Below are 12,738 nucleotides of genomic sequence, written 5' to 3'. Positions count from 1 at the left end.
CTGATAACTCCTAGTCTCTGGGAGGCGGCGGTGCAAGAACTTCTCTGGCACCGTTGTGGCCCGCCGGGCTGACTACCCCCGAAGCTTCCATGGCATCCACCAGATTGGCGGCACGGTTGTAGCCGATCTTGAATTTACGCTGGACCGACGAAATAGACACTCGCCGGTTTTCAGTGACAAAAGCCACCGCTTCGTCAAACAGGGCATCACCCTCTTCGCCACCACCGGCGCCGCCTTCGCTAAGCGTGGGTACGCCTGGAAGGTGCTCGCCCTCGGCGCCATTCAGTACATCATCCACGTACTCTGGTTCGCCCCGCGCTTTCCAGGCACTGACCACACGGTGTACTTCGTCATCGTCGACAAAGGCACCGTGAACCCGCACCGGCAAACCTGAGCCTGGTGGCAGATACAGCATGTCGCCGTGGCCCAGCAACTGTTCAGCCCCGCCCTGATCGAGAACGGTACGGGAGTCAATCTTGGACGATACCTGGAACGACATCCGGGTGGGAATGTTGGCCTTGATCAGGCCGGTAATCACATCCACGGACGGACGCTGGGTTGCCAGAACCAGATGAATACCGGCCGCCCTTGCCTTCTGGGCAATCCGGGCAATCAACTCTTCCACTTTCTTGCCGACAATCATCATCATGTCGGCAAATTCATCGATCACCACCACAATGAACGGCAGGGTATCCAGCTCCGGGCGTTCCTGCTCATCATTGGCCAGGTATTCGTCCGGTTTCCAGAGCGGGTCCAGCAGCGGCTCTCCCTCCGCCCGGGCATCTTTCACCTTTTTGTTGTAGCCGGCGATATTGCGCACCCCCAGGCTGGCCATCAGCCGGTAGCGGCGCTCCATCTCGGCCACACACCAACGCAGGGCATTGGCGGCCTCTTTCATGTCCGTGACCACTGGCGCCAACAGATGCGGGATCCCGTCGTAAATGCTCAGCTCAAGCATCTTCGGGTCAACCATGATGAACCGGACCTCGTCCGGAGTGGCCTTCAGCAACATGCTCAACAACATGGCGTTCACCCCCACCGACTTACCGGAACCGGTGGTGCCGGCGACCAGCAGGTGGGGCATCTTGGCCAGGTTGGCAACCATGGGGTTGCCCCCAATATCATTCCCCAGAGCCAATGTCAGTGGAGAGGAGGATTCGGTGAACACTTTTGCACCCAGCACTTCGCTCAGGCGTACAATTTCACGCTCCTCGTTGGGAATCTCGATGCCGACCACGGATTTGCCCGGAATCACCTCGACCACCCGCACACTGAGCACGGCCAGGGATCGGGCCAGGTCTTTTGCCAGGTTGGAGATCTTGCTGACCTTGACCCCGGGCGCCGGTTTGATCTCGAAGCGGGTAATCACGGGGCCGGGATTAACCTCGACTACCTCAACTGACACCCCGAAATCGCTTAGCTTCTCTTCGAGCAAACGGGACATGTGCTCCAGAGACTCTTCCGAATAACCTCTTTCTTTGTGCTCCTCGGGAGGGTCCAGCAATGAAATCGGCGGAATCGGGCTTTCAATGTCTTCGAGCAGAGAGCCCTGGCGGTCATCACCCTTTTTCGGCGCACCGCCCTGCTCTTCTTTCTTGAACGGCGATATTTTCAGGGAACGGGCTTTTGCCTTTTCAGCCGGGGGAGGCGATGGCTCTGCCTTTACATCCCGAGAGCTGAAACTCTCCAGGTGCTCTGGTTCCGCTATGGATGCAGGCAGCCCTTCGATAGCCGGCTCTTTCCGTTCGCGCTGGGGCTCCCGAGCCCTGGTATCCTCCGCGGGTTTTGCACGACGACCAAATATCCGCTGCCACCAGCTCTGCTGGCCTGACTTTCGGTCATTTTTACCCTTCTCGCGAGCCCGTACTTTGTCACGCACAACCGGGGGTTCCGGTTCCGGCTTTGGTGCTTCCGCCCTGGCTGCCGGGTTTCCCTGGCCGGCGCTCTTTTCAGCCTTCTTCCCTGCCCCGGCGAATAGCGATTTGGCGCCCAGGGCAACCTTCAGGGTCAAGCCGCCCACCTGATCCATCAACCGGAACCAGGAAAGGCCGATAGTCACCGTCAGGGCAAACAGAAAGATGGCAATCAGCAATAGCGTGGTCGCCGGAAGATTAAAAAACCGCACCATGGCTTCAGACACCGCAGTGCCCAGAACGCCGCCAGAGGAGGCTCCCAGGCCAAATACGGAGTAGAGAGAAAGCAGGCTGGTGGCAGACAGCAGAATAAGAACAAAACCGCCAAAGCGGACCATGAACAGCGGCCAGTGCATATCCAGCGGTTGATGCCGACGACGAATCAGCATGATGGCGTAACCCGCAACCATCACCGGAAACAGCCAGGACACATGGCCAAAGAAGTCCATGAACAGGCTCGCCAGCCAGGCACCGGTGCGACCTGCGTAATTCTGCACACGGATATCGTGGCCAATGCTGGCCCAGCCAGGGTCAGCCGGATTGAAGGTAAACAAGGCCATGGCGAGATAGACGCACAGCACAATCAACGCAATGACCGCGCCTTCCCTGGCCCCCTGAGCCATCAGGCGACGAAATCGCTTCTGCTTGTCGGTCAGTTCTGTGGCTACTGCTTTCTTCGCTTTCGCGGATTCCGCCATGAATGCTCAAACCGTCCGGTTGTTAGTCTTTCAACGCCTGGAAACCTCTGTCCAGATCGGTTTTCAGATCCTTGATGGATTCGATACCGACTGACAGGCGAATCAGGTTCTCGGTAATGCCTGCCCTCGCCTTGTCTTCGGGAGAGAGGCGTCCATGAGTGGTTGTCGCCGGATGGGTGATGGTGGTTTTCACATCCCCCAGGTTGGCGGTGATGGAAATCATCCGGGTCGCGTCAATAAACTTCCACGCCTGCTCCCGCCCCCCCCTTACCAGGAAGGAGAGCACGCCACCAAAGCCGCCCTGCTGTTTTTTCGCCAGCTCGTGCTGTGGATGGCTCTGCAAGCCTGCGTAGTAAACTTTTTCCACACAGTCCTGCTGTTCCAGCCACAAAGCCAACTCTAACGCATTGTCGCAGTGGGCGCGCATACGAATCGGTAAGGTTTCCAGGCCCTTCTGGAACACCCAGGCATTGAACGGACTCATGGTCGGGCCCGCCGAACGGATGAAGCCATAAATCTCGTCCAGGTACTTGCCCGGCCCAACCACCACGCCACCGACGCAACGGCCCTGGCCGTCGAGATACTTGGTGGCCGAATGGATAACGATGTCGGCGCCCTGCTCCAGGGGCCGCTGCAGCACAGGTGTGCAGAAGCAGTTGTCGACCACCAGCAACGCATCGTTTTCACGGGCGATGGCAGACAAGGCCGCAAGATCCGCCACTTCACACAACGGATTGGACGGGGTTTCCAGAAACAGCATCCGGGTGGCGGGGCGAATCTCCGCATTCCACTCATCCAGCTCGGTCAGACTGACAAAGCTGGTTTCTACGCCAAATCGGGCCATGTACTTCTGAAACAGTACGTTGGTCGTCCCGAACACACCTCTGGAGCAGATCACATGGTCGCCAGATTTCAGCAAGGACATGCAGGTGCTGAGAATCGCAGCCATACCCGAAGCGGTCGCAACACCACGCTCTCCCCCTTCCATGGCGGCAATTCTGGCTTCAAATGCCTGCACGGTCGGGTTGGTAAACCGGGAGTAGATATTGCCGGGCTCCTCGCCGCCAAAACGGGCAGCCGCCTGGGCCGCGCTGCCATAGACAAAGCTGGAGGTCGGGAAGATGGCATCGCTGTGTTCGAGCTGCCCGGTACGAATCTGCCCTGCCCGCACGGCCAGGGTGTCGACTGACATGCCGTCCAGGTCCGATTCGGGAATCCAAACGTGTTCGTCTCGGCCGAACGTCATGGCAGCCTCCTGGCGTAATTGCGGGTGTCAGTCTTCATCATTGTGCAGGTCAATAATGGCGTTGTCGTCATTGGCCACCTGGCTGGTTGAGCGCGTCTCATCCTTACGAAGATCCTCAAGCCTGGTCAGGTACGCTTCATCCACGTCGCCGGTAATGTAATCCCCGGTGAACACTGAGCATTCCCAACCGTTGATGTCTTCGTTGACATCGTTGACGCAGGAAATCAGGTCTTCCAGGTCCTGATACACCAACCAGTCGGCGCCGATCAGATCCCGAACCTCTTCCACCGTGCGGTCATGGGCAATCAGCTCGCTGGCCGAAGGCATGTCGATGCCGTAAACGTTGGGATAGCGCACGGGGGGCGCAGCCGACGCGAAATAGACATTACGTGCTCCGGCATCCCGGGCCATCTGAACAATTTCCTTACAGGTAGTGCCCCGTACGATGGAATCGTCCACCAGCATGACGTTCTTGCCACGGAATTCCAGGTCAATCGGGTTGAGCTTCTGGCGTACCGATTTCTTACGCATTTTCTGGCCGGGCATGATAAAGGTACGGCCAATGTACCGATTCTTGATAAAGCCTTCGCGATACTTCACGCCCAACTGATGGGCCATTTGCATGGCGGACGTACGACTGGTGTCCGGAATGGGAATGACCACGTCGATATCGTGGTCGGGCCGCTCGCGCAGGACCTTGTCTGCCAGCACCTCGCCCATCCGGAGCCGGGCCTTGTAACAGGAAACGCCGTCCATGATCGAGTCCGGACGGGCAAAATAGACATGCTCGAAAATACACGGATAGAGCTTGGGTGATTCGGCGCACTGTTCTGAATACAAGGTGCCATCGGTTTCAATATAGACAGCCTCGCCCGGAGCAATGTCACGAACGATGCTGAAACCGGCAGCATTGAGGGCGACGCTTTCCGACGCGATCATGTATTCCTTCTGGCCCTCTTCATTTTCCCGGACACCGTAGCAGGCGGGCCGGATACCGTTCGGGTCCCGGAAACCGACGATGCCATAACCGGTGATCATGGCGATAACAGCATAGGCACCTTTGCAACGTTTGTGCACGGCGCGTACAGCGGAAAAAATCTCGTCCTTGGTGGGGTTCAGCTTACCCAGTTTCTGCAGTTCGTGGGCGAACACGTTCAGCAGAACTTCAGAATCCGAGTTGGTGTTGATGTGGCGCAGATCGGTTCGGAACAGATCGCTGCTCAGCTCATCGGCATTGGTCAGGTTGCCGTTGTGCGCCAGGGTAATGCCGTAGGGGCTGTTCACATAGAAAGGCTGGGCCTCCGCTGAACTTGAGCTACCCGCCGTGGGATAACGCACATGCCCGATGCCCACGTTACCCACCAACCGGCGCATATGGCGAGTATGGAAAACATCCCGCACCAGTCCATTGTCTTTACGTAAAAAGAATCGGTTGTCCTGGAAGGTAACAATACCCGCCGCATCCTGGCCACGGTGCTGAAGAACAGTCAGTGCATCATAAAGAAGCTGATTGACGTTGGAAGTACTGACGATACCGACAATGCCGCACATGGCTGGATATATCTCCGAGTGTTAAAACTGAATGTTAACGGGATGCAGACGCGGGTTCCACGCCTTCAGGTTCTGCGGACGCCTCCGGGGCTGTCTGTGCGCCCTGCTCCGGACCGAGGAAGCGGGCAAATTCGTCGCCGAGCGTGCGCCTGGACCAATCCTCAACTACCGCAAGGCGTTCAATCATGACCGACGTTCTCCACCAGGTATCCTCGGCCAGCGGCGTGTAGCGCGTGAAGGCAATGGCGACAATCACAACCACAACCCCTCTGAGAAGACCAAACCCCATGCCGAGCACCCTGTCCGTTGCTGACAGGCCGGTCGCACGCACCAGGTGGCCGATCATATTGTTGATGATCGCGCCAACGATCAGGGTGCCAAAGAAAAGGATGGCAAACGCTGCAATCAACCGCACCAGCGGTGTTTCCACGGTGGACTCCAGAAGAGATTGCATCTGGGGGTGAAACGTCCGGGCGATGATAAATGCACCAACCCAGGTAACCAGCGACAGCGCTTCACGGACGAAGCCCCGCTTCAGACTGATAAGCGTGGAGACGGCAATGAGGGCAATGATGACCCAGTCTATCCAGATCAGCGCTTCCATGGAAAACCCGGTGGAGAAAACGAAAGGCGGATTCTAACAGGAAACCGGGTGACACCAAACTGCCGAAGCCAGATTAAATCCGGCAACGGCCAGTTATTTGTCGCCGGTGGTGACCAGGCTGTTCAAGCCGAAGGCTTTATCAAGGGCCGCCTTGGCTTTCTGGGCATCGTCTTTGTTGACGAACGGGCCGCTGAATACCCGGGTCAGGGTGCTATCGCCGCGATCAACCTGTTGCAGGTGGGCGCCGTACCCCATGTCGAGAACCTTGTCCCGCAAACGCCGGGCGTTGTCCTGGTTACCAAAACTGCCAAGCTGCACCACCCACGCACCTTCAAGTGAACCCGTAAACTCGGCCTTATCGCCAGGTTCTGCAGCGCCTGTGGAGGCAGCATCTTGTTTTTCGGCTGGCGCCGCAGGCTCCGGCTCAGCGGAGGATTCTGCCGGTACTGGTTCCACCTGTTGGGAATTTGGCTCCGGGGCGGGCTCCTCCTCGGCAACAGCGTTTTCCTCGATGATCCGAAAACCGGCCGCCGGCTCGTCGTTAACGGGCGGCGCGGAACTCCTGGGTGCCTCTGCGCCGACGGTCTTGTTATCCGGATACTGAGATTCAGGCATCTCAACTTCGGGGAACGGAGGTTCCTCGGGAATGGTGATGGGGGTTGACTGTCTTTGGGAATGGGGCTCGTCAAAAATCATCGGCACGAAAATAACCGCGAGTGAAACCAGCACCAGTGCGCCAATGATCCGCTGCTTCAGTCCATCCACCTGAGAGGGCTCCCGTTAACAACCTGTTTGATCACGATACTAACCGGCCACTCGCCAGAACTCAAAGCTTCCCAGGGGCCTATGGACAAACTTTAAGACGCTTCCGAAGCCGGCAGAAGCTCTTCCCTGGCCAGAGCAACCGTGAAGAACGAACCGAACACCACGACCCGATCACCGGACACTGCCTCGCCCATGGCCGCTGCGAGAGCCTCAGACACAGAATCAAAAACGCCGGGCGTTCCCCGAAATGGCACGCTTGCGATACGCTTCATCAGGCTGTCGGAATCAAGCCCTCTGGCAACATTCAGGCCCGCCAGGTACCACTGATCAACGACGGACGACATGGCACCGACCACACCCTCCACATCCTTGTCTCCCAACGCGCCGTACACAGCCAGGATACGCCCGTGGCCATCACCATCACATCGAAGGCTACGGAGGTTGTCAGCGAGCCAGGCAGCAGCATGGGGGTTGTGACCAACGTCTATAATGACATCCGGATCGTGATGAATGGTTTCAAACCGGCCTGGAACCCGCACGCTATGTATCGCATGCTGAAGGCTTTCCAGTGAAAGCTCCGGTACGAGTTGCCGGGAGAGCACCGCCGCAGCCGCCACACTCTGGACAGGCAAGGGGCCGGCTGGCAACTCTATCTTCTCGTCGCCAATAGTGAGCACAACCTGTCCGGGAGCACCGGGCGCAAGCGTATAATCGCGGCCGGTGAGCTTCAGCGCCACCTTCTGCGCCGCGGCCTGTTGAAGGACCGAGGATGGAGGATTTGGATCCGCACAAACGGCGGGTATACCCGGTCTGAGGATCCCCGCTTTTTCAAAACCAATGACTTCCCGGTTATCCCCCAGAAAACCAATATGATCGATATCTACTGACGTGATCACCGCGTAGTCCGGGTCCAGCACGTTGACTGCATCCAGGCGACCTCCCAACCCGACTTCCAGCACCCAATTCTCAACGCCGGCGTCTGCAAATGCGACAAAAGCGGCCAGCGTTCCGAATTCAAAATAGGTCAGAGTCACCCCGCGGCGAGCCGCCTCCACCCGCTCGAAGGCGGTCACCAGGGCCGCATCGGAAATCTCCTGGCCACCAATCCGAACCCGCTCGTTATAGCGGAACAGATGGGGGGACATATAAGCCCCGGTGCTCCTGCCGGCTGCCAGCAAAATCGACTCAAGTGCCGTAACCGTGGTGCCTTTGCCATTGGTCCCTGCCACGGTAATGATGCGAGCCTGAGGCTTGCGCGGGAACAACCGCCGCAGAACCACCAGTACCCGGTCCAGGCCGAGATCTATTTCTGTGGGATGAATGGCTTCAAGCCAGTGCAGCCATTCTTGAACAGACGCCCCGAGGGCCGGAGGCCCAACGGGGGCTGAGGAGGATTCAGTGCCCTTCTGGTTCATCAACGTCCGGCTTTTCAGTAACTTCAAATTCGATGGGGGCTTCGGTGCCGGGCTTTTCCTGGGCAGTAAACTTGGCCAACAGATGGGCGATGCGCTCACGCATCTGATGACGATGCAGAATCATATCAATCGCACCATGTTCCAGCAGAAATTCGCTGCGCTGGAAACCTTCCGGCAGTTTCTCGCGCACGGTTTGCTCGATAACCCGTGGGCCCGCGAAACCGATCAGAGCGTAAGGTTCAGCAATATTGAGGTCACCCAGCATAGCGAGGCTGGCCGATACACCACCAAAGACCGGATCGGTCATCACTGAAATGTATGGTATGCCTTCCTGCTTGAGCTTCTCCAACACCGCCGCGGTCTTGGCCATCTGCATTAAAGACAGTATGGCTTCCTGCATGCGGGCACCGCCACTGGCGGAAAAGCAGACCAAGGGAATCCGGTGCTCAAGAGCCACATTCGCTGCCTGGACAAACTTCTCGCCAACCACCTGACCCATCGAACCGCCCAGGAAGTTGAACTCGAACGCGCAGGCAACCAAAGGGACACCCATGGTTGTGCCACGCATGGCAATCAGCGCATCTTTTTCGCCGGTCGCTTTCTGCGCCGCCGCGAGTCGGTCCTTGTAGCGCTTGCTGTCTTTGAACTTCAGCCGATCTGACGGTTCGAGGTGAGCTGCCAGCTCCTCACGCCCGTCTTTGTCCAGAAAGATATCCAGTCGACGACGTGCAGACACCCGCAGATGGTGATTACACTTGGGGCAAACGTCCAGGTTCTTCTCGAGCTCCGGCTTGTACAGGAATGCGCCGCATTTGGGGCATTTCTTCCATAACCCTTCCGGCACTCCGGTACGTTGCCGTGATTCCGAGCGAATCTTGCTCGGCATGATTTTGTCCAGCCAGTTACTCATGCTCTCGTCCTGTCCTTTGATGCCTGGATAATGCCCGCTCAGTGAGCGAGGCTGTCCAGCGCTTCGCGCATCGGGTGCAGCAGATCCGTCAGTGCGTTACGCAAAGCGTCAGGATCTGTCTGATGTCGGGCTATTGTATCGACCAGAACACTGCCAACAATTACACCATCGGATACTCTGCCTACTGCAGCGGCAGTTTCCGCATCCCTGATACCAAAGCCCACACCCACCGGTAACGCCGTGAGCTCGTGCACGTGGGCCACTTTCTTCGCGACTTCATCAACATCAATGGTTGCGGACCCGGTCACGCCCTTGATAGAAACATAGTACACATAGCCGGATGAGTGCTCACTGATCGCCTTGATCCGGTCATCCGTGGTTGTCGGCGCCAAAAGGAAAACCGGATCCAGATGGCGGTCGGCAAACAGCGGTGCTACCTGATCAGCCTCTTCGGGAGGCAGGTCAACCGTCAGAACGCCATCGACACCTGCGTCCGCTGCCGCATCTGCAAACGCTTCATAGCCCATGGCCTCCATCGGGTTCAGATAACCCATCAGCACCACCGGGGTATCCGGATCGGTCTTGCGGAACTCCTTGACCATCGCCATCACCTGACGCAGCGACGTACCGTGCTTGAGCGCCCTTTCACAGGCCAGCTGAATCACCGGACCATCAGCCATCGGGTCCGAGAACGGCACGCCCAGCTCGATAATATCAGCACCGGCAGAGACCAGGGTATGCATCAGGCTGACCGTCTGATCCGGATGTGGATCGCCCGCTGTAATATAGGGAATCAGCGCCTTGCGGCCCTGCTCTTTCAATGTTTTCAATACGCCTTCAATTCGGCTCATGCCTGCTCCTGATACCTTCAGATCTCAATGCCATCAAGCTGGGCAATGGTGTGAATATCCTTGTCGCCGCGACCAGAGATGTTGATAACCAGCATTTGGTCCTTGTCCATGGTGGCGGCAAGCTTCACGCCATAAGCCACAGCGTGGGCGGTTTCCAGCGCCGGCATGATACCCTCAACCCGCGTCAGTTTACGGAAGCCATCCAGGGCCTCGTCATCAGTCACCGACACGTAATTGGCGCGGCCAATGTCTTTCAACCAGGCATGTTCGGGCCCCACTCCGGGATAGTCCAGACCAGCACTAACGGAATGTGTTCCGGCGATCTGGCCATTCTCATCTTCCATCAGGTAGGTCCGGTTACCATGCAGCACACCGGGGCGGCCGGCACAAAGCGGAGCCGCATGTTGTCCGGTTTCAATACCCAGACCACCGGCTTCAACACCATAAAGCTCCACGGACTCATCCGCCAGGAACGGATAGAACATACCAATGGCGTTAGAACCGCCACCGACGCAGGCCACCAGTGCGTCCGGCAGTTTACCCACTTTTTCCATGGCCTGTTTACGGATTTCTCGCCCAATCACCGACTGGAAATCACGCACCAGTAAAGGATAGGGATGCGGCCCTGCCACAGTGCCGATGATGTAGAAAGTATCATCCACATTCGCGACCCAGTCGCGCATGGCATCATTCATGGCATCCTTAAGGGTTTTCGTACCGCTCTGAACGGCATGGACGGTCGCGCCCAGCAGTTTCATGCGGTACACGTTCAGGGACTGACGCTTGACGTCTTCTGCCCCCATGAATACGTGACATTCAAGGCCCAGACGGGCACAAACCGTGGCGGTGGCTACACCATGTTGACCGGCGCCAGTTTCTGCAATGATGCGCTTCTTGCCCAGAAAACTGGCCAGCAGGGCCTGGCCAATGGTGTTATTCACCTTATGGGCACCGGTGTGGTTGAGGTCTTCGCGCTTGAGCCAGATTTGTGCGCCACCGGCTTCCCGAGTCAGGCGCTCTGCGAAATACAGCGGGCTGGGACGGCCAACATAATCGGCGAGGTCATTATCAAAAGTCGCCTGGAATTCCGGATCCTCCTTCAACCGAAGGTACTCCTTTTCCAGGGTCATCAGAGAATCCATCAGGGTTTCTGAAACAAACCGTCCACCAAAGGCACCGAAGTGACCTCTCGCATCAGGAAGCGCCTTCAACATTTCTTCAGTCAGTTTTACAGACACGGTGAACCTCTTTGAAAAATTGAGACAATTTGGTGGCGTCTTTCTTACCCTTGCTCTCTTCCACCCCACCGCTGACGTCAACAGCCCAGGGGCGTACCTGCTCAATCGCGCGGGCTACGTTATCAGATGACAACCCACCGGCCAATATCAGGGGCAAGGGCCTGCTTTCAGGAATCAGTGACCAGTTGAACGACTGGCCGGTACCGCCATAGCGGTTTGGATCCCAGGCGTCCACCAACAAACCGGAAGCCTGATGATAATCGGCAAACGCCTGTTCGATCTGTCCGGGCTCACGCACCCTGACGGCCTTGATCCAGCGCCGGCCAAAAGACTGGCAGAACTCCGGACTCTCATCGCCATGGAACTGCAGGAGATCCAGTGGCACAGCATCCAGAACGGCTTCGACATAATCCCGCTCAGGATTCACGAACAGTCCAGTAACCGCCACGAACGCAGGAACCTTGGCGGCCAGGATTCGGGCCTGCTCCAGATCGACCGCTCTAGGGCTCGGCGCATAAAACACCAGACCTATGGCATCGGCGCCACAGGCTACCGCGGCTTCCACATCCTGCGGGCGCGTCAGGCCACATATTTTTACGCGGGCTGTCATGCAGGAGCCTTTCCCTGTTTCGGGTGTATGTGAGTTGGTGTGATCGGCGCGTTGCTGGCCGGGTCAAACCAGGGAGTAACGAACGCCGGTCCACACAATGCCTTGGGAATCCCGAAGGACTCAGGATAACCGACATCCACCAGGTAGAGCCCGTAAGGAGGGGCGGTCACACCGGCAAGTTTGCGATCACGGCGTTCCAGAATATCACCAATCCAGCCTTCAGGCTGCTGACCATTACCAACCGCCATCAAGGCACCGGCAATATTGCGTACCATATGATGAAGAAAGGCGTTGGCCTGCACATCTATTACGACAAACTCTCCGCATCGGGTTACCGAAATCTGCTCCAGAAACCGAACCGGAGTCCGGGACTGGCAACCGGCAGCGCGAAATGAGGAGAAGTCATGCTCGCCGACCAGTGCCTGGGCTGCACGATGCATTCTTTCGGCATCCAACGGACGAAAGGTCCAGGACACCTGTCCACGCTGGATCCCCGGGCGCACCGGATGATTGTAGATCACATACCGGTAACGTCGGTAAATCGCGGAAAACCTGGCGTGAAAATCGCCCTGACCGTTCCCTGCCCAGTGCACAGAAATGTCATCAGGTAATGCCGTGTTCATTCCCATGACCCAGGAACGAAGGTTTCGAACCGATGGCGTGTCAAAATGGGCTACCTGAAAACTGGCATGCACGCCGGCGTCGGTGCGGCCTGCACACACCAGGTCGACCGGATGGTCGGCAACGCGGGCCGCGGCCCGGGAAAGTTCTGCCTCCACCGAACGCACGCCACTCTTCTGCAATTGCCAGCCATGAAAGGCCTGACCGTCGTACTCAAAGATGATGGCAACCCGTCCATTACCAATGGCGTTATCTGTGGTGAGAGGCTGAGGCGTGAGGAACAAGTGCTGACCCGATTGCTGTCCACTGAAAAAGC

At 57.6% G+C, this 12,738-nt stretch carries 11 protein-coding genes; all 11 read right to left on the bottom strand.

Annotated elements, in window-relative coordinates; translation table 11 throughout:
• Nucleotides 1-10: 10 nt before the first annotated feature.
• The 11 genes from OZ656_RS10170 to truA all read right to left on the bottom strand — a co-directional run bounded on the left by OZ656_RS10170 (nt 11) and on the right by truA (nt 12,706).
• Complete coding sequence (locus OZ656_RS10170; protein WP_153739922.1) at nt 11-2,611, bottom strand: DNA translocase FtsK; 2,601 nt, start codon at nt 2,609-2,611, stop codon at nt 11-13.
• A gap of 22 nt (nt 2,612-2,633) precedes the next feature.
• The gene (locus tag OZ656_RS10165; RefSeq protein WP_153739923.1) at nt 2,634-3,857 is read right to left on the bottom strand and encodes an O-succinylhomoserine sulfhydrylase; all 1,224 of its coding nucleotides are present in this window, start codon (nt 3,855-3,857) and stop codon (nt 2,634-2,636) included.
• 27 nt (nt 3,858-3,884) lie between these two features.
• Nucleotides 3,885-5,408: an amidophosphoribosyltransferase gene (purF, locus tag OZ656_RS10160; RefSeq protein WP_153739924.1), complete on the bottom strand. Its 1,524-nt coding sequence runs from the start codon at nt 5,406-5,408 to the stop codon at nt 3,885-3,887.
• 34 nt (nt 5,409-5,442) lie between these two features.
• Complete coding sequence (locus OZ656_RS10155; protein ID WP_014421384.1) at nt 5,443-6,012, bottom strand: CvpA family protein; 570 nt, start codon at nt 6,010-6,012, stop codon at nt 5,443-5,445.
• A gap of 93 nt (nt 6,013-6,105) precedes the next feature.
• A complete protein-coding gene (locus tag OZ656_RS10150) occupies nt 6,106-6,777 on the bottom strand; it encodes an SPOR domain-containing protein (RefSeq protein ID WP_014421383.1) in 672 nt (223 codons plus the stop codon).
• Nucleotides 6,778-6,869: 92 nt separating this feature from the next.
• Nucleotides 6,870-8,192, bottom strand: a complete 1,323-nt coding sequence (folC, locus tag OZ656_RS10145) for a bifunctional tetrahydrofolate synthase/dihydrofolate synthase (protein ID WP_153739925.1) — start codon at nt 8,190-8,192, stop codon at nt 6,870-6,872.
• Complete coding sequence (gene accD, locus OZ656_RS10140; protein WP_014421381.1) at nt 8,173-9,102, bottom strand: acetyl-CoA carboxylase, carboxyltransferase subunit beta; 930 nt, start codon at nt 9,100-9,102, stop codon at nt 8,173-8,175. The genes folC and accD overlap by 20 nt, the downstream gene beginning before the upstream one ends.
• Nucleotides 9,103-9,140: 38 nt before the next feature.
• Complete coding sequence (trpA, locus tag OZ656_RS10135; protein ID WP_303292589.1) at nt 9,141-9,953, bottom strand: tryptophan synthase subunit alpha; 813 nt, start codon at nt 9,951-9,953, stop codon at nt 9,141-9,143.
• A 17-nt stretch (nt 9,954-9,970) separates the two neighbouring features.
• The gene (gene trpB / locus OZ656_RS10130) at nt 9,971-11,179 is read right to left on the bottom strand and encodes a tryptophan synthase subunit beta (RefSeq protein WP_197536003.1); all 1,209 of its coding nucleotides are present in this window, start codon (nt 11,177-11,179) and stop codon (nt 9,971-9,973) included.
• Entirely contained in the window at nt 11,172-11,801 is a 630-nt protein-coding gene (locus tag OZ656_RS10125; protein WP_023010109.1) for a phosphoribosylanthranilate isomerase, read from the bottom strand. Before OZ656_RS10125 ends, trpB begins: the two co-directional genes overlap by 8 nt.
• Nucleotides 11,798-12,706 (bottom strand): tRNA pseudouridine(38-40) synthase TruA, encoded by a 909-nt coding sequence (truA, locus tag OZ656_RS10120; protein ID WP_023010108.1) that lies wholly within the window; start codon nt 12,704-12,706, stop codon nt 11,798-11,800. Before truA ends, OZ656_RS10125 begins: the two co-directional genes overlap by 4 nt.
• Between the last annotated feature and the right edge of the window lie 32 nt (nt 12,707-12,738).

Source organism: Marinobacter sp. LM1 (genome assembly GCF_042763285.1).
Taxonomy (GTDB): Bacteria; Pseudomonadota; Gammaproteobacteria; order Pseudomonadales; family Oleiphilaceae; genus Marinobacter; species Marinobacter nauticus.
Note: the sequence above shows the minus strand (reverse complement) of the source record. Positions and strands in the feature narration are given on the sequence as shown.